The sequence below is a fragment of the Mangrovibacter phragmitis genome (assembly GCF_040429585.1).
Taxonomy (GTDB): Bacteria; Pseudomonadota; Gammaproteobacteria; order Enterobacterales; family Enterobacteriaceae; genus Mangrovibacter; species Mangrovibacter phragmitis.
Genome location: NZ_CP134782.1, coordinates 4,809,068 through 4,831,986 on the forward strand (window position 1 = coordinate 4,809,068; position 22,919 = coordinate 4,831,986).

At 49.5% G+C, this 22,919-nt stretch carries 17 protein-coding genes and 3 pseudogenes; 2 read left to right on the top strand and 18 right to left on the bottom strand.

Going from position 1 to position 22,919, the window contains the following annotated elements:
• Window positions 1-20 precede the first annotated feature (20 nt).
• The 10 genes and pseudogenes from merA to MPHASIOC01_RS23215 form a co-directional block, all read right to left on the bottom strand.
• Window positions 21-1,694, bottom strand: coding sequence for a mercury(II) reductase (gene merA / locus MPHASIOC01_RS23170; RefSeq protein WP_028867977.1), 1,674 nt, complete (start codon window positions 1,692-1,694; stop codon window positions 21-23).
• A gap of 37 nt (window positions 1,695-1,731) precedes the next feature.
• Window positions 1,732-2,139 carry an organomercurial transporter MerC gene (merC, locus tag MPHASIOC01_RS23175; protein ID WP_196575170.1) on the bottom strand — a complete coding sequence of 136 codons (408 nt, stop codon included), beginning with the start codon at window positions 2,137-2,139 and terminating at the stop codon, window positions 1,732-1,734.
• 15 nt (window positions 2,140-2,154) lie between these two features.
• Window positions 2,155-2,430, bottom strand: coding sequence for a mercury resistance system periplasmic binding protein MerP (gene merP / locus MPHASIOC01_RS23180; protein ID WP_028867975.1), 276 nt, complete (start codon window positions 2,428-2,430; stop codon window positions 2,155-2,157).
• A gap of 59 nt (window positions 2,431-2,489) precedes the next feature.
• A complete protein-coding gene (locus MPHASIOC01_RS23185; RefSeq protein WP_028867974.1) occupies window positions 2,490-2,837 on the bottom strand; it encodes a mercuric transporter MerT family protein in 348 nt (115 codons plus the stop codon).
• An 84-nt stretch (window positions 2,838-2,921) separates the two neighbouring features.
• Window positions 2,922-3,311, bottom strand: a complete 390-nt coding sequence (merR, locus tag MPHASIOC01_RS23190) for an Hg(II)-responsive transcriptional regulator (RefSeq protein WP_028867973.1) — start codon at window positions 3,309-3,311, stop codon at window positions 2,922-2,924.
• Between the two features lie 97 nt (window positions 3,312-3,408).
• Window positions 3,409-3,867, bottom strand: a pseudogene (locus MPHASIOC01_RS23195) (conjugal transfer protein TraG); the annotation flags it as partial.
• Window positions 3,868-3,915: 48 nt separating this feature from the next.
• Window positions 3,916-4,839 carry an IS5-like element ISSpu11 family transposase gene (locus MPHASIOC01_RS23200; RefSeq protein WP_353613135.1) on the bottom strand — a complete coding sequence of 308 codons (924 nt, stop codon included), beginning with the start codon at window positions 4,837-4,839 and terminating at the stop codon, window positions 3,916-3,918.
• 407 nt (window positions 4,840-5,246) lie between these two features.
• A complete protein-coding gene (locus tag MPHASIOC01_RS23205; protein WP_353613366.1) occupies window positions 5,247-6,209 on the bottom strand; it encodes a 2-keto-3-deoxygluconate permease in 963 nt (320 codons plus the stop codon).
• A 58-nt stretch (window positions 6,210-6,267) separates the two neighbouring features.
• A complete protein-coding gene (locus MPHASIOC01_RS23210) occupies window positions 6,268-7,425 on the bottom strand; it encodes a UxaA family hydrolase (RefSeq protein WP_353613367.1) in 1,158 nt (385 codons plus the stop codon).
• Between the two features lie 22 nt (window positions 7,426-7,447).
• Complete coding sequence (locus tag MPHASIOC01_RS23215) at window positions 7,448-7,741, bottom strand: UxaA family hydrolase (protein ID WP_353613368.1); 294 nt, start codon at window positions 7,739-7,741, stop codon at window positions 7,448-7,450.
• A 179-nt stretch (window positions 7,742-7,920) separates the two neighbouring features.
• Here MPHASIOC01_RS23215 and MPHASIOC01_RS23220 point away from each other — a divergent pair, with 179 nt between their 5' ends.
• Window positions 7,921-9,855 carry a sigma 54-interacting transcriptional regulator gene (locus tag MPHASIOC01_RS23220; protein ID WP_353613369.1) on the top strand — a complete coding sequence of 645 codons (1,935 nt, stop codon included), beginning with the start codon at window positions 7,921-7,923 and terminating at the stop codon, window positions 9,853-9,855.
• 97 nt (window positions 9,856-9,952) lie between these two features.
• Here the strand turns inward: MPHASIOC01_RS23220 and MPHASIOC01_RS23225 are convergent, their stop codons facing one another.
• The 6 genes and pseudogenes from MPHASIOC01_RS23225 to MPHASIOC01_RS23245 all read right to left on the bottom strand — a co-directional run bounded on the left by MPHASIOC01_RS23225 (window position 9,953) and on the right by MPHASIOC01_RS23245 (window position 19,070).
• Complete coding sequence (locus MPHASIOC01_RS23225) at window positions 9,953-10,954, bottom strand: Fic family protein (RefSeq protein ID WP_353613370.1); 1,002 nt, start codon at window positions 10,952-10,954, stop codon at window positions 9,953-9,955.
• 235 nt (window positions 10,955-11,189) lie between these two features.
• Window positions 11,190-12,458 (bottom strand): ISL3-like element ISKpn25 family transposase, encoded by a 1,269-nt coding sequence (locus MPHASIOC01_RS23230; protein ID WP_353613371.1) that lies wholly within the window; start codon window positions 12,456-12,458, stop codon window positions 11,190-11,192.
• Window positions 12,459-12,462: 4 nt separating this feature from the next.
• Window positions 12,463-15,720 (bottom strand): UvrB domain 3-containing protein, encoded by a 3,258-nt coding sequence (locus tag MPHASIOC01_RS23235; RefSeq protein ID WP_353613372.1) that lies wholly within the window; start codon window positions 15,718-15,720, stop codon window positions 12,463-12,465.
• Complete coding sequence (locus tag MPHASIOC01_RS27705) at window positions 15,721-16,347, bottom strand: restriction endonuclease subunit S (RefSeq protein WP_405027782.1); 627 nt, start codon at window positions 16,345-16,347, stop codon at window positions 15,721-15,723.
• Window positions 16,330-17,046: pseudogene (locus tag MPHASIOC01_RS27710) on the bottom strand (restriction endonuclease subunit S); the annotation flags it as partial. The gene MPHASIOC01_RS27705 and the pseudogene MPHASIOC01_RS27710, both read right to left, overlap by 18 nt.
• The gene (locus MPHASIOC01_RS23245; protein ID WP_353613374.1) at window positions 17,043-19,070 is read right to left on the bottom strand and encodes a class I SAM-dependent DNA methyltransferase; all 2,028 of its coding nucleotides are present in this window, start codon (window positions 19,068-19,070) and stop codon (window positions 17,043-17,045) included. The gene MPHASIOC01_RS23245 and the pseudogene MPHASIOC01_RS27710, both read right to left, overlap by 4 nt.
• 137 nt (window positions 19,071-19,207) lie before the next feature.
• Here MPHASIOC01_RS23245 and MPHASIOC01_RS23250 point away from each other — a divergent pair.
• A pseudogene (locus tag MPHASIOC01_RS23250) lies at window positions 19,208-19,648 on the top strand (RNA-guided endonuclease TnpB family protein); the annotation flags it as partial.
• A 62-nt stretch (window positions 19,649-19,710) separates the two neighbouring features.
• Here MPHASIOC01_RS23250 and traC read toward each other — a convergent pair.
• A complete protein-coding gene (traC, locus tag MPHASIOC01_RS23255) occupies window positions 19,711-22,122 on the bottom strand; it encodes a type IV secretion system protein TraC (RefSeq protein ID WP_353613375.1) in 2,412 nt (803 codons plus the stop codon).
• Complete coding sequence (locus tag MPHASIOC01_RS23260) at window positions 22,122-22,814, bottom strand: DsbC family protein (protein WP_001228926.1); 693 nt, start codon at window positions 22,812-22,814, stop codon at window positions 22,122-22,124. Before MPHASIOC01_RS23260 ends, traC begins: the two co-directional genes overlap by 1 nt.
• Between the last annotated feature and the right edge of the window lie 105 nt (window positions 22,815-22,919).

Below are 22,919 nucleotides of genomic sequence, written 5' to 3' on the forward strand. Positions count from 1 at the left end.
TACGGATCAACTCAAGTTCGTTACCCAGCACAACAGGACAGTTCTTTGACATCCTTGTTAAAGGTTTGGGCGCAGAGCTTCAAACCCTCCACCATAGTCAGGTAAGGGAAAAGCTGGTCGGCTAATTCCGTCACCGTCATACGGTTGCGGATCGCCAGCGCCGCACTCTGGATCAGTTCTCCACCTTCATGCGCCAGAATCTGCGCCCCGATCAGGCGGCCAGTGGCTTTTTCCGTCACCAATTTGATAAAACCATCGGTCTCGAAATTCGCCAGTGCGCGCGGCACGTTCTCCATCTCCAATACACGACTGTCGGTTTCAATGTCTTGTGCGTTGGCTTGCTCTTCCGTGAGCCCAACAGTTGCCACCTGGGGATCGGTAAAAATCACTGCTGGCATGGTGGATAGATCCAGTTTGGCGTATCCGCCCGTCATGTTGATGCCGGAACGGCTACCGGCGGCCGCGGCGACATAGACGAATTGCGGCATGTTGCAGCAGTCTCCGGCGGCGTAAATACCGGGAACATTCGTTTCCATGCGTTCGTTAACAACGATTTCGCCCTTTTTGTTGGTCGTAACACCCACCGCGCCCAGATTGAGTTGGCAAGTATTGGCGTGTCGCCCGGTGCTTACCAGCAAACGATCGCAGCGTAGATCGCCCGCGTTAGTTTCCAATGTAAATTGGCTTCCATCGTGGGTCACCTTGGTAGCTTGCGTACTGTTTAATACTCGAATGCCTTCTTTTTCAAAACATCCGGTGAGTTTTTCACCGAGCAAGGGATCTTCCCGATAAAGCAATGTATGTCTTGCTAATATGGTGACTTCACTGCCTAAACGGCGATAAGCCTGGGCAATTTCCAGCGCTACAACCGACGAACCAATCACGACTAGGTGCTGCGGCAATTCCTGAGCAAACAGCGCTTCGGTAGAGGTCCAATAAGGTGTTTCAGTTAAACCATCAATAGGAGGAATGGTTGGCGTGGAGCCGGTAGCGATCAGGATTTTATCGGCGTGAACTGCCTGCTCGGTTCCATCATTTTTTCTGACTATCAGGGTGTTGGCATTTTTAAATTGCGCCCAACCTTTAAGTAAACTAAGCGCAGGATTTGTCTCCAGAATATTCTGGTACTTTGCCGCGCGCAGCTCTTCGACCCGAGCGGTCTGCTGCTGAGTCAACAAGGCTCGACTCAATTGGGGCGCATGATTTTCCAGTCCGGTAAAGGGATTATTGCGTTGCTGCTGAGCCAATTGAGCGGCGCGGATTAGAATTTTTGAGGGTACGCAGCCGACATTCACGCAACAGCCGCCAATCACATCGGCTCCCTCAATAAGAGTGACCTTGGCACCACCTTCAGCGGCTTTAATAGCGCAGGCAAAAGCGCCGGAACCCGTACCGATAATCGCCACATGTTGAGTTTGGTTGCTTTCAGTGTTGCTTGCATTTTCGTTGTCACAGCAGTCGTTCGGTGAAGTAATTTCTTTTGCAGTGCCAGTGGATTCTTTTGCGATATAACCGAGAGCTTCTATTGCTCCAATGAGAACGGTTACGCTGACCCCACCGTTCGTGGTGATCGTTGCTCTGGCGTTTTCATAAGATATTTCAACCTTATTAACGCCTTCGATCGCATCGAGTGCTTCTTTAACGTGGGCGACGCAACTTGGACAGGTCATCCCTTCTATCGATAGTAAGATCATTCGTTTTCCTCAAATAGTAGTCAGGCATTGCGTCGTGTTAAACAGCACAGCTGTCATCATCACAGCGTTTATTCGCCGGTGAAAAAATATCCCAAAGCGATACGGCAACCATCAGGCCTAATGCTGAATAGGTGACATAGCTGCTCCAGCCGTACTGGAAAAACGGATAGAGCGATAACAGCAATAAAATGGGGCCGGCCACACCCAGCGCACTACGGTGCCATTGCCGGTGGCTGAACCAGCCAAGTCCGTTGAGTACCAAGGCAATCCAGGCAAACAGGGGTAATAGCGTGCTAACAAACAGACCTTCCCATTGGCTGAGAAAACCCAGTCCTACCGCAGCGCCCAGACTGGCAATGGCCGGGAAACACATGGCGCATCCCATAGCAGAAACCAGCGCGCCCAATGAGCTAATCTTATCGCCGAACCGGGTCAGTAACCGTATTAGCATTTCTATGCTTTACTCCTTGAGCGTTGACGGATAACCCGCGTTAGTGGTGGCTTCGGTCAGTGCTTTTACCGTGGTTTTTTCGTCGTCGAAGGTGACCACCGCCAGTTTGGTCTTAAAGGTCACTTCGGCTTTACTGACGCCATCGACTTTTTGTAAGGCTTTTTCCACGGTAAAGGGACAGGTCACACAGTTCATGGTTGGGACTTCCAAAGTAACTGTTTTCGGGGCAGCTAAAGCGTTCAGGCTGGTCAGTACGAACAGGGACATTAGGGCGAGTGTTTTCATAATTTTCTCCAAGAGCAAGCCATAAAGATTTAATCAAAATAAAAGGTTAGAAATCGTCATCAGGCGAACCAGACAATCCAATAATTACTGGTGACTAAAACCAACGCAGTCAGTGCCGTTAACCAAAAGATCACCTGCCGACGTTTTCGCACTTGAGGAACTGCACAGGCGGTGCCTGGCTCACAGTCCTCGACGGGGCGATAGACCTTCCAGCCTGCGAAGCCAAATAAGGCTAAAACCAGCAGGATAAAAATGGGACGATAAGGTTCTAACAAGGTTAAATTACCAATCCAGGAGCCACTCACGCCTAGCAGCAACAAGACGAAAGGACCAGCGCAGCAAAGACCAGCGCCAATAGCGGCAATAACACCGCCGATGATTGGAAAGTTGGGATTACTTTTTGACATAACTCACTCTACTTATCGTACTTTAGTAAAACAAGCTTAAACCCCGTACCCAACTACGGAGTCAAGATAAAATTTGACTCATTATTAATCTTCAGGAAGTAGGGAATCAATAATGGGACAGTGGGATTGGTTAGTATTAGAATTACACTCATTCAATAATTCTGTGAGAACGGTTTCTAAGCGGCGAAGACCTGCTATTTTGGCTTTCACACTTGCAAGCTTGTGTAAAGTCATTTCTTGCACTTCTATACAGGGAGTGTCATTAAGGCTGAGTAAATTGGAGATTTCTTCCAAAGTGAACCCAAGATCTTGGGAACGTTTAATGAATTTTATTCGGTTTAATGTTGCCAAAGGATAAAGTCGGTAGCCTAGATGCGGTTTTTCAGGTTTTTCTATAAGACCACGTCGTTCGTAATAACGAACAGTCTCAACATTGATACTAGCTTGTTCGGCTAATTTTCCAATTGTGTACATGTGTTATATTTCTCCGTATCTAAGTACGGAGAAATATATCCCTATCTACGTAATTAAGCCATAAAACTTCGTTAGCCTTGAGCTTCTACTCCTTGTTTTATTTATTTCCTGATGCCTGGTTATATGCCCTAATATCGATCAAGTTGTTCTGAGCATAATCTCCCGCAAGGGATGCATTTGAGATCACTGCAATCTGCTTATCCACAAATGCTTTATCTTCATCAGACACACTGTCAGAGATGTAAGCGCCACTCTCATCCTTTTGACGATACTCATTTAGCATTTGCTCCCTTAGACCAAGCATTTCAGGCGACCAACTCGATGAGTCTTCAGAGTTGAAAACGCGCCCCGCCAAACCTTCATTGAAAGCTTGAGCGAAAACTTGACTTTGAATCGGGGTCAATCCCATTCTCTGCCCTTCGCTGTATGCTTCCTGTTTAAAATCATCAGCATACTGCTCTAGAAACTCACCATATCGATTATTAACTGCCGCACCGAATGCCCCCGCCAACATGGCTTCAGACTTAGTGCCCCAGTTTACTTCGGAGGGGCTTTGTTTCCTAAATCGATTCAGCGAACAAAACCCTTCATGATTGTTTAAAAATCAAACTACACGGTAAGTTTCAGGCATGCCTAGCCCTGTGAGCTTGTTCAACGCCTTTATCATCGCGTAAGTTTCTCCTACCTGACCGTTATAATTTCGCAGGCTCAATCTGCCACCTAGTAATTGCTTTACCCTGTACATGGCAGTTTCTGAGATTGACCGCCGATGATAACCATACCGTTTTTTCCACTGTTTATTTGAACCATAAAGCTTTTGCCAACTAACCGCTAAGTTACGCGGATGACCTTGTTCCCAGAGAGCGGCACCTTCCCTCGGTGGAAAGAGTACCAAAGCCCGTTTTCTACGAACGGCATCGTGACAGGCTCTTGTGTCGTAAGCACCATCACCTGAGATATTGCGGATTTTGCGATGGGTTTGCTTGAGCAAATTCGGCATAACTTCAGCGTCAGTGACGCCGGATAAACTCAGTTCCGCAGCAATAATTTCATGGCTATGGGTATCGACAGCGATATGCAGCTTACGCCACACGCGGCGCTTGCCATCTGTGCCATGTTTCTTCACTTTCCACTCACCTTCGCCATAAACCTTCAAGCCTGTCGAGTCGATAGCCAAGTGCTCAATGGTGCCACGCGTCTTGGTTTTAAAAGCAATCTTGACGGTTTTCGCTCGTTTACTGATGCAAGTGTAATGTGGGCACGAAAGCGGAATATCAGCCAGTTTAAACACAGAGTTGATAAAGCCTTGCAACGCTCGTAGTGGCATAGAGAAAACACGTTTAACCATCAGCGCGGTGGTAATGGCTAAGTCGCTAAATACGCGTGGGCGACCTTTCCTTGGTTGCTCGGCCTTGGCTTTCCACTGGGCAATAGCGTCCTCATCGATCCAGAAAGTGAGTGAGCCACGATTGATTAGAGCTTGATTGTATTGCTTCCAGTTGGTGGTTTTATAGCGGGGTTTTGGCATGTTTGATATGTAAGTTGATAGGCTATGCCGATCAGATCAGCGTCTACCGTTTTAGTTCAAACTATTTAGGAAACAAAGCCCCGGTACGGTCACAACGCCATGAGTAGCACAGCCAGACAACGTAAGAAATCCTAACAACAACATCTTTTTAAGCATGGTTCTCTCCTTTGAAATATGCGCTGTAATGTAACTGCGAGAGAGAATATGATATTGATTTGAATCAATTTAAATTGTAAATGTCATAACATTGAACATCATCGGATAATTCGATAACTAGGAGTATTGTTATTGACTGAACTGTGGGATGTTGGCGGATATTTGAGGTGACGGCTATTAAAAAGGCGGAAAAATATCCGCCTTTTTCGGTCAATAACACAAATAATAAGAACTCGGTAGTTTGATGTTACTTAGTCTACTTCTTCTGCAAGTTGATTGGTTGCTCTCTTCGCTGCGTTACGTTTTGCCACCCATGTCGTCAGTAGTGGAACGGTCAGCGCTGTTAAAATAGTTGATGCTGCAACTTGAGTTGTAGCGATCGCAGCAGCTTGATGCAAGCTAGGGTCAATAAGTGCAATTGCAGCAGGTGTTGCTACCGCATTCCCGGATGTTGATGAGACCGCGGCGCCCGCAACCCCTGAGCCGCCCGACGCTTTATCCGCCATGATGTTAAAGAAACCACCGATTAACAGTGTCATTAACCCCAGCAAGATGCCTGATGCGCCTGACGATAACAGCATTTCAAAGTTGATCCCTACGCCCAATCCAAAGGCAAAAAATGGAATGAGCATATTGGCACCAGCCCTTAGAAATGTGCGCATTTCTTCATCTAAATTCCCTAATAACATCCCGATTAGAATTGGAATAATAACGCCTACCAAGTTCATAAATGGGATCGAGACTAAGCCCGCTGTGCCTAGAGCCACCATGGTGAGGAATGGACCATCGTTCAACGATACAATGGCAATTGCCCCCACATCAGTTTCTGAACCATATTCGCCAGTTAATGCTGCGTATAACCCACCATTACTGTTAGTCATTGCTGCAATAATCGCGAGTGCTGATAACCCAAATATACCATCTGGGCCAAACATCTTAGCGACGGCCAACCCCAGAGCGGTGCCCACTAAGAATTTAACTAAGGTAATCGATACGCCAGTTTTGACGGCTTTTGGCGCAGCTTTTAGTTTGATATCTGCGCCCATGCACACCAAAAATACGCCAAGGATAGCCATGGCGCCGTGAGAGATTGAGGTGACGAATCCACCAATCTCAAGCGCATCTGGTGCGAAGGTTTTAAAGAGTGCGCCAAGCAGTAGTGGGATAACCATCATACCGCCGGGGAACTTCTCAATAGCTTGTTTGATTTTCATTTTGTTGCTCTCTAAATAAAGGCTAAGCAGGCGCCTTTGTGCACCTGCTTAGGCAAAATCAAAATGTAGGCGCGGTCTTGTAGATGCAGAACTCTTTATGGCCTAAAGTTTCTGCTTTGGTTTGTTTGCCGCTCGCGACGAGTAATATTTCGTCTAGAAGTACTTGGCCCATGTCAGGGATCGATTTGTCGCCATCAATAATTGCGGATACATCAAGATCGATGTTGCCCGGCATTTTGTTGTAGGTTTGCTTATTGCCCGTGATTTTAATAACAGGGGCAATCGCATTGCCGGTAGGTGAGCCACGACCGGTGGTAAACACCATGATATGAGCACCACCTGCCGCCATACCGGTCATTGACTCAACGTCTTGTCCAGGGCTGTCCATGATGTATAACCCTTTATTTACCGGAATATCGGCATAGTTGAGCACGCCGGTAATTGGTGCATGACCTGATTTATGAATGCAGCCTAAAGATTTTTCTTCGATTGTGGTGAGACCACCTTCGATGTTCCCTGGAGTAGGTTGCCCACCTCGAATGTCTTCGCCTAGGGCCATCGCTCTTGCTTCGCAGTCGCGCACGAGTTTCAAGATGGCATCTGATGCTTCTGGCGTGATAGCGCGTCTTGCAACAACATGCTCTGCGCCGATGAATTCAGTGGTTTCTGACAGCATAGAGGTACCGCCATTATTCACGATGGCATCTGATGCCTCGCCGACGGTAGGGTTGGATGCCAAGCCAGAAGTTGTGTCTGAGCCTCCACATTCCATGCCAAGGATCAGCTCGCTGATATCACACTCTTCACGGACCTGAAGTGACAGCTGTTGAGCAAATTCACGAGCAAATTCAGCCCCTTTAGCTAATGCACCTAAAGTACCGCCATCACCTTGGATGGTAACCATTTTGACGGGTTTACCAGTTTTCAAAATTTCGTCGTAAACATAAGTGGGCTCGGTGCCTTCGCAGCCCAATCCAACCACCACGACAGCGCCGATGTTTCCGTTTAAGGCGGTATTGATGACGGTTTTAGTGGTTAGGCGAGCATCTGAGCCGATTTGGCAGCAGCCAAAGGTGTTATTGATGTAAGTACAGCCTTGTACCTTCTCAGCAATCTCACGAGCCACTTGGTTAGAGCAAACGCTTGTCGCCAACACCAACACATAGTTACGAATACCGATTTGACCATTTGCGCGTCTGTATCCCATGAATTTCATTGTTTTCTCCCCAAAGTAGTTATTAAGCGTGTTGATCGCCGCGACCACGTTCACTCTCTACGTTATGAACGTGTACCCATTCACCGGCTTGGATCGCTTGCGTCGCTAACCCGATGGATTCGCCGTACTTGATGACATGCTCACCTGCTGAGATGCTGCGAATAGCCAATTTGTGACCAAAGGCCACATCGTTTTTAAGTCGCACTTCGTGGGATTCGTTATTAATAAACATCAGGGCGAGATCGCCTTCTTTCAGATCCATCGTCGCTACTGCGATGGAGTCTTTATCAGTGATAACAACAGCGTTCTTTTTCATATCATTTCCTTGTTGTGGAATAGCAACTAGGAATAGCAAGGAGGGTGCCAGTTTTTTACTTTATGATTTTCTTGGTTTTTTGTGATTTATTGCCAAAACGTAAACTAAAAAGTGAGGTAAAGTCCCTCTGTTGCTGTAGCAAATTGCATCACCTTGTTGAGGGTGAGGGAGCTAACTCCATGAGTTTTAGAAATAGAGTGTGTTTGGTCAGCCCGTATGAACAACTGGCCGAAGACGCAAAGCGATTACTCGATTCCCATCCGTTGGACATGGACATATTTCAGACCGATCTGACGCATGTGGTGCAAGCGATCCCTCAGTTAGAAAGTAAGGGCTATCAGGTACTGATCAGCCGCGGTGGTTGTGCGGAACTGCTAAGACGTAATTCCTCCTTGCCGGTAGTCGAAATAAAAGTGTCGCTGTTCGATCTGTTCGAAGTGATTTCGCCCTTTATTGGCACGACATCAAAGATCGGTATTGTTGGGTTTAGAAGTGTGGTATCTAGCTGCAATAAGCTGACAGATAAGCTGGGCATTAAAAGTGAATCTCTTATTGTTGAAGATGCCCATGCAAACAACATGGAAAAACAGATTGATCATCTAAAGCGCCTAATGGCGAGTAACCATTTTGATTGGATTGTTGGGGACGCCGTATATCAAGATTTTTTCAGTCGTAACAAAGAGGGGTATTCCATCATTCAGTCGAGTGATGAGTCGATTATTAATGCCTTTGAAGATGCTGAGGCATTAACGAAAGCGTTTGCGGCAAAACATAAAGAGAGCCTCTATTTTCAAACAATTTTTGACCATTACGAAAACGGCTTAATAAGCCTCACCCCACAAGGGGAATTAGTACACGCCAATGCCAGTTCGTTAGATCTGTTGAGCTTCGAGCAACAACGTGTCCGCAAGTTAGTTGACATTGACGCTGCGCTGCATGAAGCCATCGATTGGGAGTCGTTGATGGCTGGAAAGCGAATTATCGGCATGATTGTCAAAGCAGCGTCTGGCACTTTCGTTATTAATCAAATCCCGATGCTAGTAGAAGGGGCGTTATTCCGCATCCTGCTTACAATCCAATCAGCGAAAAATCTGCGAGGAATGGAATATAACGTTCGGCGCCATGAGTTAGCACAACGAGGGTTGTCTACGCGTTATCGCTTTGAAGATATCATTTCCACCAATAAAGATATGTTGAGGCGCATGCGCCTAGTGGAAAGTTACGCTAAAACTGATGCCACCATTTTGATTTATGGGGAAAGTGGGACAGGTAAGGAGATGATTGCTCAGAGCATCCACAACGCGAGTAATCGAAGTAATGGACCATTCGTTGCCGTCAACTGTGGCGCTTTGGCGCCGCAATTATTGGAAAGTGAATTGTTTGGTTATGTTGCTGGTGCTTTTACTGGCGCATCAGTCAAAGGCAAAATGGGGCTGTTTGAACTGGCGCATGGCGGCACCATCTTTCTCGATGAAATCAGCGAGCTTGATAAGAACCTCCAATCAAGATTGCTTCGGGTACTCCAAGAGCGGCAGATCATGCGACTGGGCTCTGACCAAGTGATCCCAATTGATATTCGTATTATTTCAGCGAGTAATCATCAGTTGTTAGAGCTTGTGAAAGAGAACAAATTTCGAGAAGACTTGTTCTATCGGCTAAATATCTTGAAGGCGACACCACTTCCTCTCAGAGAAAGACGAGAAGATATTATTCCTATCGGAAAGCATTTTATCCGTGAATTTTCGCGAAAGTATAGTAAGCCCCCCATCGAGCTCTCAGCAGAATTGTGGAAGCTATTAGTCCAATATGAGTGGCCAGGTAACGTGCGCCAATTGGGCAACATTATTGAGCGCTTAGTTCTGTCTATCAGCATCAGCCCGGCATCAGTCGAAGAAGCGCTGTTGTTACTGGATGATATGGAAATTGTGGGTGAACATCGGCTCAAGGACAGTTGCAGCAAATGTCGTTTTGTCAGCGGTACCTACAGTGATATCCGAGCTCAACTGTTGAACTATCTCTTGCAGCAAGAAGGGTTTAATAAATCTAAGGTTGCCAAACGATTGGACGTCGATCGTACGTCAATCAACCGATGGTTAAAAGAAGCTGAGCACTAGCTCCTTCGATGCTCTTATAAATACGGGGAAAACCTGCCACTGTCGTGGCATCAGACAATGAACTTGGCAGAAAACGCCAAGGTTCCAAGATATTGAGTTATTCAATCAGCGATGCTAAGAGCTGAGTAAAAGGCACAATATCTTGTTTAACGCTGGCAGCTTCTAAAGCCTGCATATATTCATTTCTCCGTTCGACAGGTACGACAGTCCAAGGATAACCACCCGAGGCCATCATCAAATTCATAATGAACCTTCCCATTCTGCCGTTACCATCAAAATATGGATGAATATATACGAAAATAAAATGTCCCAGTACGGCTCTAACAGCTGCATTTTCCTCTTCAGCAAGTAAATCGAACAAAGTTGGCATCATATCTCTAATGGCGTCTCTATTGGGGGGCGTATGCATAGATTGACGAATATAAACTGGTCCCGTTCTATAACCGGCTAATTCCGATTGCTTAATAATACCGGCCGCAACACTGGGGCTAAATAGAGCTAGATACCAGTCACTGTGCGTTTGTTCTAAAACATCTGCAGGGTTCTTACCTTCTAGCACCGCCCTAACAGATTTTTTTACTTCTTGAAACGCATCCCTGTAGCCTTTGGCTGCCATAGCATCTAAATGCTTTCTGCTTTCATCTGAGCTCTCAGCTTGCCAGTTGCCAGATTTAACAAGTTGAATCAGTTCGGGAGTAACTCGATAGCCTTCAATGGATAATGAGTGATAGGCATCTGTAATGTATTTATCTTCCACTTCAGCCATGTAAATTTCGATATTGATAGCTTGGCTTGAGACCGGGGGAAAATGCGCGATAACACCTTCACGCATTTGCGCCCACATCAACCGTATACGATTAACATAGGGGGAAACATCTCGGCGGCCAAAGCTTATCTGCACCTTCTCTGCGAAAGGGTCTTCTTCTTGCACTTTAAAATCGGCTGCCTGCATGCCTTTTAAGATATTGTTTGCGATCAGATCTCGGCCAATATTCCTAAAAGCTCCAGCTAAGCGGCCGGCAATTACGCTATGATTTCCTTCGAGTAAAATGGACAACACATCAGATGCATCTGTTACCATAGATAAAGCGGTACGCATTTGAATTGGTGCATTTTGAAACTGATGAGCTGAACAATAGACTAGAGCTGAGGCCAGATTGTAAACGTTAAGTCCTTCTAAATTTTGGCTATTTGCATTCTAGGGTTGGAATTCATCTATTCTAACCCTAGATTCTTAGTCGGACAAAAAGCAGCTTCTGGTTGGATTTTTCTGTTTTTCACCACTCTGAGAAAATCTAACATTGGTTGGATTCTCAGTCGCGCCCTATCTCGCGTTAATCCAACTCTCCACCTTCTGCCTGCTTCAACAATGTCGGAATGTGCGGTCCATACTCGACCTTGCCTCGTCCTGCTCGAATACCACTGCCGACCTTGCGGGCTTCTTTGGAGTACAGCGTTTTTGCCCGAATGATGGGGTAGCTATAACCCCGACCTAACCGGTTGGACATCTTGATCAAGCCGTTGAGCCCTTCGGTATAGCCATTGGTGATTGAGAACGGCGCATCCCAGTAGGCAAAGATGTCGTCGTAATGGTTGTGTACCGTTTTCACCAGTTTTTTGAAAGGCTCCATGCCATAAGGCGGCAGGCTGTTCTCCCAAGCCTCAAAGGCGTTCTGAGCGCTCTGCTTGTCGGGTTCGTCGTAGATGCAGAAGAAGGCTTCCTTGAAATCATAGGCTACGGCAAGCTCAGGGATCGCCTGCTTCACGACTTCCAGCGCCTTTTGCTCCGCGGGCGTCAGGTTGCCGGGCCGCTTCAGGGTTAGCCAGCGAATGGACTTTTTGACATAAATCCGATCTTCTTTGCTTAACTGTGCCTGATAGTTCTTGCGCTCCGCTTCCAGGGCTTCAGAGGCCATCTTGACGACATGGAACTTGTCGATCACCAGTTTGGCGTTGGGCAGATGCTGAGCAAAGGAACGTTTGAAGGGTCGCCACATATCCGTACAGACCCATTCAACCTTGTCAGCATCCGGCAAATCCTTGAAGAAGGGCTTCAGGTGCTCTTGAGTACGATGCTCCAACATATCAAAGACGTTGTTGGTTGCCAGATTGGTGATTACACAGCGATACCCGCCGGCAAGGTTCACTTCGTCGATACCCATGATGACCGGGGTTTCATAACGAACGGTTTGGGAGAGTTCCTCAATGAGATCGTGAGCGATGTTCTTGACGGTGTTCACCGCCACACCGGTTTGCTCGGCTAAAGCATGGAAGGTGGTTCCCAAGCACTGTTGCCGAATAACATCGACCAGCCGTTTGGTAGCTCGGCGTTTGTCATCCAGAAAACTCAACTCCGGCATGGACATTTTTCCGCACGACTCACAGCGAAAGCGCGGGCGCTGAACTTCAAGGCGGACGGGCTCCATGTACAACGGCGTGTCCATGAACTTGTTTTTGCGCGTACCGTGTCTGTGCATAGGGGTGTTGCAGTCCCCACATAATGGCACATCGACCGTTACCGGCTCAGCAACTATCACAAGGCACTTGCCTTCGTGGCGCATATCGACAGGCTTGATGCCTGGCAGATTCAGCAGGTCAAGCATCGGCTTAATCCATATCCAGGTCGATGTCTTTGCCTTCGCGCAGCAGGTCATACACCATATCAACCAATGCGGTCATGCCCTGACGGTCAGACTTGAGCACCTGGGTTGCCAGCTTCTGATGACTGGACAAAGCACGAACCACCGCTTGCTGAACCGCACCGGGGAGGTTGCCTTTCATAGCCTGCTCACGGGTGTTGCTTTCCACCTGAGCCATGACGACATCGCTTTCACCGGTAATCGCTGAAATCTGATTAACGAAAGCCACCTGATCCTGGATCGGCGTCGCCTCACCAAACAGACTGTTGAGCCTCTCGATAATCTCTTTGACGAATTTCGGCTTGTCGCCAGCCACGCCACCACCGCCTGCACCTATCGGTTGAAGTACCGGGGTTTCGCCTTCGTCTTCCGCGTTATCTGAACGAGCATTGATGTCAAAGCCGGTGAGCACCAGGCCGGTCAAGTCCACCGTTTCCGGAGCTTCGTGCAATAGACGCTTTTGCAGCAGCTTGGCGAACGCGGCGAAGTTCTCCAGCTCCGGGTCGCCAAAATCAATCAGTTGGGCGATATAAGAGTAGGTACGACAAAAACGCCCCAAATCCGACTTGAAGCCAATCAGCGCCTTGATTTGCTCGGCGTACTCATCCTGATGGTGATCGGCAGACTTCATACCTGCCTCATCACCCTTGGCACGGGCCTTCTCAAAAGCCGCTTCCCAGGTCGCCATGCCATCACGCAGCATTTTCATCTTGTCGTTATACAAGGCCGTCGCTCCAGCAGTGGCGGCATACAGCGCCTTGTGCTGCGGCGATTTGGTATGGGTGATGTCCCGAATGGTCTTGAAGCGAGCTTCCTTGAACGCGGCCAAGTCCTTATCGTCGTACAGGCCGTGCTCGTCCAAGCGCTCCTTGATCTCGTAGACCACATTAAGGTCTTGCACTTCGTCGATGTGAGCACCCTTGTCATAGGTGGTAAAGGCCTGACGCACGTTCTCTGGGTCGTTCACAAAGTCGATGATAAAGACCTCATCCTTACCGGGGGCCGTCCGGTTGAGGCGGGCGAAGGTCTGCACAATCTCCACATGGTTGGCGATTTTCTTGTCTACATACATGGCTACCAGTTTGGGCTGGTCAAAGCCGGTCTGGAACTTGTCGGCCACCAACATCACCCGGTATTCAGGTCGGTCAAAGGCAAAGCGCAAATCCTGCCCTTGGACATCCGGGTTCATGCTCTGCTCGGTGAACTCTTCGTTCTCATCGACGATAAACACATCATCCTTGAACTCGCTGTCATCCTGGTGCATCACCTGCTTACCGGTCATCTTGCCGGAGAAGGCCACCAGTGAATGAATAAAGCCGTACTCGCTGTGCTGCTCGATATAGCGGTCAAACGCCTTCTTGTAGCGAATGGCAGCGGCGCGGGAGCTGGTCACGACCATCGCCTTGGCCTTGCCATCCAGCCGGTGGGCGACGTTTTTGGTGAAGTGCTCAACGATAAACTGTACCTTCTGGGTCACATTGGTGGGATGCAATGACATCCACTGTGCCAGGGCGCGTTTGGCGGCCTTGCCGCTTACCCGCTTGCTGTCTTCAAGCTGCTTGGAAAGGTTGAAGGCCGTTTTGTAGGGCACATAGCCTTTCAGCACATCGAGAATGAATTTCTCCTCAATGGCCTGGCGCATGGTGTACAGGTGGAAGGCTTGTGGAGGGTTATCGTTAGAGGCTGGCTGGCTCGGGTCTGTTGGGCGACCGAACAGCATCAAAGTGGAGTGCTTCGGCGTACCGGTAAAGGCGAAATAGCTGATATTGTCCGGGCGAGCCCGAGATTTTTGCAGTTGTTCCAGCAATTCATCCACCGTCATGGTGGACATCTTGCCTTGCCCACTCATCCCCAGCGCGGCTTGCAGCTTAGCGGCGGTAGAGCCTGTCTGCGAGTTATGCGCCTCATCAATGATCACAGCAAAGTTTTTCCCTTTCAGGGCCTTGTCAGTGATGATGGCTTCCATCGCGTAGGGGAAGGTCTGGATCGTGACCACCACAATCGGCGTGCCAGACAACAAGGCCTCCGAGAGTTGCTTGCTCTTGGACTTGGATGACTTCTGCCGGTCAATGGCGGCGATCACCCCAAACTGATGGTCAATCTGCTTCACCGCGTCCTGAAGCTGGCCGTCCAGCACATTGCGGTCGGTGACAATGATCACGCTGTTAAATACCGAATCGCCGTTATCTTCGCGCAGTTTCACCAAGTCATGGGCCGTCCAGGAAATGGTGCTGGTCTTGCCGGAACCGGCGCTGTGGTCACACAGGTAGGTCATGCCTGCGCCGTTTTCGCGGGCATCGGTCAGCATCTGGTTCACTGCCGTCCATTGGTGGAAGCGCGGGAAAATCAGGGTTTCTTTCTTCGACCAGTTGCCCTGAATATCTACAACGTCCTTTTTCTCGACGTAGACAAAGCTATGGAAAATCCGCAGCCAGGCATCCGGCTGGCAGACCGCCTCCCAGAAGTAGGCTACCGGGTATTCCTGAGTACCATCGGCCTTAATCTCACCTGGCGGGTTACCCGCATGTACCGTGCCGTTTTCGTCCTTGCGCCCCTTATTGAACGGCAGGAAAAAGGTGTTTTCTCCATCCAGCTTGGTCGCCATCATGATTTCAGAGTCGGACATGGCGAAATGCACCACCGCCCCGCGCTTGAAGGTCAGCAATGGCTCCCGGCGTTTGGTCTTGGCGTCATACGGCAGACGATCATTGCGGTACTGATCCATTGCCGCTTCGCAGGACTGGGTGAAGTCGGTCTTCAGTTCGACGGTTGCCACCGGCAGACCGTTGATAAACAGCACCAGATCAATGGCAAATTCACGGGCCGGGTGATACTTCAGTTCCGGCACCACGCGCAGGATATTGGCCTGGTAACGCTCAATGACTGCTGCATTGCGCTTGTCTTCCGGTGCAGCCTCGGTCATCTCGATCAGGCCGCAACCGGCAATGGAAAAACCCTGGCGCAACACCTGCATGGTGCCTTGTTTCTCCAGTGCTTTATCCAAGCGATCCATCAGCACTTCAAGGGTTTTGGCCCCGTTGAGCCGTTCCAGCTTGTCCCATTTTTCCTGCTGGCCGCTGGTTTTAATCCAGCTTTCCAGGTCTTCGGGGTACACCGCCCGCTCGGTGTCGTAGAACTTGGAATCACCCAGCTTCCAGCCCTGCCCTACCAACCGGTCGATGATGTATTGCTGGAAGTGTTTTTCCTGATGTGCTGCTGATTGCATTTATTGTTTTCCTCGCAAATCAATCTGGCCTGTGACAGCGGCGGTGATAAAGGCGGCGCGGCGTTCTTTGAGCAGGGTGATACTTTGTTCAGCCTTGCTAATCAGAGCATTAATGCGGGCGGTTTCGCGGTCGAGGGTGGCTAGAATGGCATCTTGCTCCTTCAGGTCTGGAAGAGGTAGACGAGTGTTCGCTACATATTCATGCTCTAAGCTTTCAACAGTAGCTCCTTCTTTTGCCCATATCCCAAGCAACGAGCGGTTAAGACCCTGTACCCACCGAAGTATAAACCGGGGTCTAACCCTAGTTTCATCAAGGCTCAATGCTTTCATGTCCTGATTTAAGCTAACAGGAACATTATTGATCCCAACCGGTATCGTGTGGCGAAGAATACCTGATCGAGCAACCAGCAACACCGCTCCCGAGTCAATCAGTTTCGTGGCACTATTTTCCAGTCCTTTGGTAGTTATATGATCTATAGAATCGGTAATCACCTCATGTTTCATATCCTTTGGAGAGACCCAAGGGATGCAACCGTTCCAATAGTCTGGATTTTCTTTTGATGGCGTACCACCACCAGAGAATGCAGCAACATGCTTTAGTTTTGTCGCCTCCCAGTGCTCCGGCACCTGCCCAATCCACTCAATGCCGGAATCCTTCATATTCACGTTGGGGTCTAGGCCCTTGGTGACCGCATGGGTAATCAGCGCCTGACGCTTTTCCTTCAGCAGCTCGATAAAGCGGGTTTTCTTCTGGATCAGCGCATCAATACGGGCGGTTTCGCAGTCGAGGGCGGCGGCGATGGTGGCTTGTTCTTCTGGGGGAGGAATGACACTTTTAAGCTTAACCAAGGCAGAAGCATTTATTGCCGGATAGCTCAGCCCCTCAGAATGAGCCTCAATAGCCTGGACAAGAAGTTCATTAAGAATCATCCATTTAAGGAAGGATTGTTCCAACTGACGGGCACGAAGAACGGCAAACCCTGTTGAGAATATACAATCAGCATACTCATCAGTAACTGCGGCAACTGCCTTCAAGTATGTCCTAACCGTGGAAACGACTACATCCCCAGTAGATGCCTTGCGTCTGGCTCTGGACGGAGCATCCTCAAAAGCCATTTCCGTAGCTTGCTTGATGCCCTCCGTATATCCTACGGACGATATATCGACGTAACTAATGCGCGTTGATCCAGTGGTTGAATCTGACAAGGCATCATCATTGACTGAGGTTACTCGGCAAATGGGCTTCACCTCCCAGTGCTCCGGCACCTGCCCAATCCATTCAACGCCGGAATCCTTATACGCGGGATACGCTTTGTACTGGCTCATTCGCTGGCCACCTCTGCCAGTAGTGCGGCAATCTCGGCTTCTACCTGCTTCAGGTCTTCATCAATATCGTGCAGCTTGCGCGGCGGCTGATACTGATAGAAGAAGCGGTTGAAGTTGATCTCATAGCCGACGCGGCCCAGCTTGCCATCCTTCGCATCGGTAAAGCTCTCGTCCAGATAGGCATCCGGGACATGGGGCAGCACTTCGCGGGCGAAGTAGTCGTCAATGTCTTCCAGGTAGGGGACATTTTCGTAATCGGTCAGGTCAGTATCCGGCACCAGGTTGCCGTTGGCATCCGTGACCGGCTCGGCTTCCGGGTCTTTGTGACCAAAGGCGTTGATCAGCGCGGCGATAAAGGTCTTGTTGGCCTTGACCTTGAGCTGCTTGGCTTCGTCGGACTTGATCGCGTCCTTGGCAAAGGTTTCTGCCCAGCCATAGGTCTGCGTTTGCCCGATCAGCGGCTTGAGGGTGTCGCGCCAGAATGCCTGATGCGCGTCAGGGAGCTTTTCCCAAGCGGGGTCGGCTTCCAGGCGCTCCATGCCCGCCTTATCCAGTTCCAGGGTCATGCGCAGCGGGCGCAGTACCTTGATACGGCGGTAGCCAAAGGTGCGGTAGTCGAGCATCCGGGAAAGCGCATCGGTTTCCCCAGCGGCGTAGATGTCCAAAATCTGACGGCGTTGCTCATCGCTGACAATACGGCGCTTGTTGCCCTCGTTGCGGATCGAAGTCCAAAGGTCGGTGGCGTTGATCAACTGCACCTTGCCTTTGCGCTCCTGCGGCTTCTTGTTGGACAGAATCCACAGGTAGGTGGCGATATTCGTGCGGAAGAACAGGTCCGTAGGCAGGGCCACAATCGCTTCAATCAGGTCGTTTTCCAGCAACCAGCGGCGGATTTCCGATTCGCCAGACGCGGCACCACCGTTGAATAGTGGCGAGCCGGACAGCACGATAGCGGCGCGGCCACCGCCATTGCTCGGCAGCTCCAGCTTGCTGGCCAGGTGCATCAAAAACAGCATAGAGCCATCGCTGATTTTCGGAAGGCCCGGCCCAAATCGGCCCAGCTCGCCTTTTTTGTGTTCCGCTTCGACGGCGGTTTTGTCCTTCTCCCATTTCTTGCCGAAAGGCGGATTGGACAGGCAGTAGTGGAAACGCTCACCGGCAAACTGGTCGTTGGACAGCGTGCTGCCCTGACGAATGTTCTTCGACAGATCTCGGCCAGGGTCGGACTCCAAACGGCGGATCAGCATACCGGCCACACAAACCGCATGGGTTTCCGGCTCCAACTCCTGCCCGTGCGGCACCAGCACTGGCGGGATCTTGTCGCGGTTACCGTAGTCCCCCACATGGTTCATAGCATCGGTGAGGAAGCCACCCGTGCCACAGGTCGGGTCATACAGGGTACGAATCAAACCTGGGCTGGCCTCAAACAGGGCATCATCCGGGTCAAGCAGCAATGCGGTCGCCAGGTGAACGATGTCACGCGGCGTCATGAAGTCCTCGGCTCCTTCATTGACCTCAGCACCAAAGCGGCGGATCAGGTGTTCGTAGATGTTACTCATCACCCGATCCGGCACCACGTCCGGGTGCAGGTCGATCTTGGCGAAGTTCTGGCAAATCTTATACAGCAAGCCCGCTTTCTCCAGTCGGATCACCGTATTGCCAAACTCAAACTCCTCGAAGATAGCGCGGGCGTTATCCGAAAACAGGGCGATGTAGTCTTCCAGATTGCGGCGCGTCTTGGTGCTACCAAGCGTAGCCAGCGAGTATTCAGAGATGTTGTAGAAAGGGTAGTTAGCAGTAGAACGCAGAATGGTATCCAGCTCAATATCGGCATCCTTGAAGGCGGTATGCGCTTCTCTCACCGCCTCGCGGGTCGGCTCCAGCGCACACTCCAGACGGCGTAGCAGGGTAAACGGCAAGATGATCTTGCCAAAGTCCGTATGCTTGAAGTCCCCCCACAGATCTTCCGCGTTCTTCCAAATAAAATCAGCCTGTGAAGCTGCCGATCCCGTAAAGTCGTTCATTCTGGTCTCCAACCACTTTTTGCACGAAACGGTACTATAACCTAAACATGATCGTCAACCATGTTTTGCACAAAAGAGGCTGAATTCCATTTTCAGGTTAAATCTGCGATCTTACCTCAGAATGCAAATAGCCGAAGAAAGGAACTGCCAACTTCCACAAAGCCAGAATCAAAGTTGCTCGCATTCAGGCGAAGATTGCCGACTGCCGCCGCGACTTTACCCACAAACTCACCACTACGTTGATAAACGAAAACCAAGTGATTAGCTGTGAGAGTTTGAGCGTTAAAAACATGGTCAAGAATCCGCGACTTGCTAAGGCCATTGGTGACGCCAATTGGGGCGAAATGGTTAGGCAGCTTGAGTACAAAGCAGAATGGCGCGGCAGAACACTTGTCCAGATTGACAAGTGGTATCCGTCTAGTAAGCGTTGTAATTGCTGTGGTCACGTAGTTGATTCTCTACCGTTACATATAAGGCATTGGACTTGTCCAGCGTGTGAAGCGCGCTTAGACCGTGATACCAATGCCGCTATTAATATCAAAGCCGCTGGGCAAGCGGTGTTAGCTTGTGGAGCGTAAGTAAGTCCCGATTGTTCTAATGAACTTCGGGCATAACGCCTTGAAACAAGAATCCCCTTCCTTTAGGGAGGGGAGCAGTCAAAGCCTCGCTCCTTCAACAACTGAGAGATGGCATCAGCAACAGAAAGGCCTTTGCGCGTTAACTGTTTAATCGCGTTTACATCTTCTGCACGGGACGAGTACAACAGCTTGTGAAACGGATCGACAATGAGGCGGCCAATCCCGGTGCCCATTTCGGTAATAAAGAAAATTTCGGAATAGACACCAGTGACGGTATGAACCGTTTTCAGGTATTCATAGCCGCCTTCACCTAGTGGCAAGCGGCCTTCTTTTTTGAGCGCGTTGATGGTTTCAGCTTTTTGGCCAAGCAGGTACATATTGGCCGAGTTTTCAGCGATGGCTTTACCTGTTGGGCTGTCATACAAATCGTTGACCGACTGCGTTACCGTTACAGCACTGCCGCCATATTTTCGAAATCGACGGTAACCGGTTTCGATGAACTTACCGACATCACCTTGAGTCAGCAGATCCCAAGCTTCGTCAATGAACACAATCTTGCGACGATCCCGCTCACCTAAGTACATCTCTTGTTGGATTTGGTAGATAAGCTGAAGCAACACTACTTGTTGTAGGTGCTTGCGTCCCTTGAGCTCTTCTAACTCCAAAACGGTGAAACGGTTTTTGAAGCGAATATTGTTGTGGCCATTAAAGAAGCGGCCATATTCGCCTTGTGTCGTAAACGGATAGAGCTGCTCACCCACGTCTTGCACACGACGGTCATCGTGATTTTTTAAAGCCTCTGCCACATCATCAACCAACATAGCACGACCTTTTTTCTCCCACAGTTCACGAGTCTGACGTTTTAGGTTGGCCATCTGAAAATCGGTTAATGACTGCGTAGGTGCGGCCATTGCGGCCAATAACCCAACCAGTACATCCGCTTCTTCGTCATAGTCCTCAACGATTTCAAACGGATTTAAGCAAATGCCACTGTCCCGCCCGAACTGTAAGAACTCACCGTCATAGACTTCACACAGCTTTTCATAAGAGCGGCCAACATCAATCACCCAGCATTGCCCGCCTTCTGATAAGTAGGAGGAGATGATTTCGTTCACCAGGAAAGACTTGCCCGACCCAGATTGCGCAGCTATGCAACAGTTGTAATTACTGCCCGAGTCATAAAGGGATACACTCATGATCTGGCCATTACGGGAAACAAAGTTAATCACTGGCGTGCCCGTGCCTTTCCAATCCGCAAACAAAGGCAACAGAGGGATGACATGCCGTGTCGCCATGGTCTTGAATCGAAACAAGTCGTTCATCGCCTGGCGATCAGCACCAAATGGCAAGGCATTCAGGAAAATGGGCAAACAGAAGTACTTGTCTTCCATCAGCTCAAATCCGAGTTCTTTGAAATAAGTTCGAGCATTTGAAACAGAGCTGATGGACGCCTCTTCCGTTGGTGAAAACAGCGTTAAGGTCATATTTGCCCGAATAGGACGATCACCTTCTTGCAAGGCTTCAAAAAGAACATCAAATCCCTTTTTCTTGGCTGCAAGCACCGGCACAAACTTCAGCATCGGACCATAGGCCTGATTGACTGCCCATTGTCGTTTGGTCTCTAAGCGAGAGCGAATGCTCTCAGCTGAAGGAAAGTGAATAGTGACATTCAACAAGAAGCTGCCACGTAAACCGCGGCTTCCAGTCATCATGTCGCCCGCAAAACTTGCAGCATGGCCAAACCAGACCCGCTCAGGTAGGCGCTTAAACGATAAGGTTTTAACTCGGTAATCGCCCAGCATCAGACCTTGGCTATCCACCTTGATAGCCCGGTCATAATCCAACACTTGCTCTCTAAGTGGTTTATCTGCCTCACTTCGAATCGGTGATGGATTGCGCCAAGAAGCATCTTTTCCCCAGTTAAGCTGAGCACTTAATGCCGCGAGCCAATTTCGGTCAGTCATTTCAGTGACGCGAAAACCAACCGTTGCCAGCGCCTGCGAGAAAGAAGCCCGAAGCGCAGATGCTCGACTTAATTCACGCTCCGTCGGTATAGGACTTTCCAAAGGCAATTTGCAGGTGACGATCAGTTGAAAGTTGCGCACCTGAGTCTGGGTCGATTCTTCTATCGGTTGAACCGTGCCCCCATCGAGGAAATCCGCACGTTTGCGTATCGACGCCCTAAGCAATGGATCGGATTGACGATGCCGTAAGCCCATCATGCGCTGAAGGTCGGTTTGAATATCAGGGGATGCGTACAGGCCAAATTGCAGCAAAGTGTCTTTTGGCCAGTCGTTGTTAAGTAGAACATTAACCCTGTCTGCAACAGACTCATCACCACCAGGCAATGGGTCACATAGAAAACCAAAGCCAACACTCTGGTCTTCCATGAAAAACAGTTGCTCATCGTCTGAATAGGCCAATACTGGCAACAGCTCTGAAGCGCGTTGCCCTGAATACAGAGAGGCTTTCATTAACGCCCCTCCAACCAAGCAGAAAGATCATAAGGACGGCCTCGGCTGATGCGACCATCATTGGCGACGATGAAAGGCACACCTTGAATTCCCAGAATTTGAGCGGTCACCAAGGTACGCTGCATTGGCTCTAAGTTGCAGGCATCATCCTGTTCTAGGTTACCAATCCGGCCATTGAGCAATGCATCGGTGGCCGCTTTCTTGTCACGCGCACAGCCAAGCTGGCGAACCTGACGCTCTGAATCAGGACCAAGCACTGGTACAGGGAGTATTTGGAAGGTGTATTCTTTGGTTAACGGTAAGGCTTGTTTCAAAAGCTCATGGCAATGCGGGCACCGGGGGTCAACAAAGACCACCACTTTCTTTTTGCCTTCGCCCAGCGTCAGTGGGTTCAAATCATCCATTTTTAAGCCAAGACGACTTAAGTCCAGCGTGTTCCCCGCTTCACGAATTTCTTCAAGGCTGGTAAGCGGCTTTTTCGACCAGGCATCATAGAGCGTGCCATCAATGACGAACCGGCCACTGTCTGACATGAAAACAATACGGCCATTGCTTTCGACCGCTTTCATACCCGTGACAGGTAAAGAAACCATGCCGTCAATTTTGCCAACGGGCGACACTTCAGACACAGATTCAGCTTGAACCAAAGGAGACAGCGCAAGCGCCAGAATAATTGGAGATAGTTTTCGCATGAGGAGTCCTCGTTAATGTAAATCGAGGCTCCAGTCTATGCAGTTGTCCTATGTGGACTCGGTTAGATAGATTGAAGAATTGGATGCCTTGCTAGGGTGCTTAAC

Excerpts from the sequence above, each read along its gene's own strand:
- MPHASIOC01_RS23200 (WP_353613135.1), bottom strand. The coding sequence starts at position 4,839 with ATGCCAAAACCCCGCTATAAAACCACCAACTGGAAGCAATACAATCAA.
- MPHASIOC01_RS23215 (WP_353613368.1), bottom strand. The coding sequence starts at position 7,741 with ATGAAAAAGAACGCTGTTGTTATCACTGATAAAGACTCCATCGCAGTA.
- merP (WP_028867975.1), bottom strand. The coding sequence starts at position 2,430 with ATGAAAACACTCGCCCTAATGTCCCTGTTCGTACTGACCAGCCTGAAC.
- merA (WP_028867977.1), bottom strand. The coding sequence starts at position 1,694 with ATGATCTTACTATCGATAGAAGGGATGACCTGTCCAAGTTGCGTCGCC.
- MPHASIOC01_RS23205 (WP_353613366.1), bottom strand. The coding sequence starts at position 6,209 with ATGAAAATCAAACAAGCTATTGAGAAGTTCCCCGGCGGTATGATGGTT.
- MPHASIOC01_RS23245 (WP_353613374.1), bottom strand. The coding sequence starts at position 19,070 with ATGAACGACTTTACGGGATCGGCAGCTTCACAGGCTGATTTTATTTGG.
- MPHASIOC01_RS23220 (WP_353613369.1), top strand. The coding sequence starts at position 7,921 with ATGAGTTTTAGAAATAGAGTGTGTTTGGTCAGCCCGTATGAACAACTG.
- merR (WP_028867973.1), bottom strand. The coding sequence starts at position 3,311 with ATGTACACAATTGGAAAATTAGCCGAACAAGCTAGTATCAATGTTGAG.
- traC (WP_353613375.1), bottom strand. The coding sequence starts at position 22,122 with ATGAAAGCCTCTCTGTATTCAGGGCAACGCGCTTCAGAGCTGTTGCCA.
- MPHASIOC01_RS23210 (WP_353613367.1), bottom strand. The coding sequence starts at position 7,425 with ATGAAATTCATGGGATACAGACGCGCAAATGGTCAAATCGGTATTCGT.
- MPHASIOC01_RS23260 (WP_001228926.1), bottom strand. The coding sequence starts at position 22,814 with ATGCGAAAACTATCTCCAATTATTCTGGCGCTTGCGCTGTCTCCTTTG.
- MPHASIOC01_RS23185 (WP_028867974.1), bottom strand. The coding sequence starts at position 2,837 with ATGTCAAAAAGTAATCCCAACTTTCCAATCATCGGCGGTGTTATTGCC.
- MPHASIOC01_RS23235 (WP_353613372.1), bottom strand. The coding sequence starts at position 15,720 with ATGCAATCAGCAGCACATCAGGAAAAACACTTCCAGCAATACATCATC.
- MPHASIOC01_RS23225 (WP_353613370.1), bottom strand. The coding sequence starts at position 10,954 with ATGCGTACCGCTTTATCTATGGTAACAGATGCATCTGATGTGTTGTCC.
- MPHASIOC01_RS23230 (WP_353613371.1), bottom strand. The coding sequence starts at position 12,458 with ATGCTTGACCTGCTGAATCTGCCAGGCATCAAGCCTGTCGATATGCGC.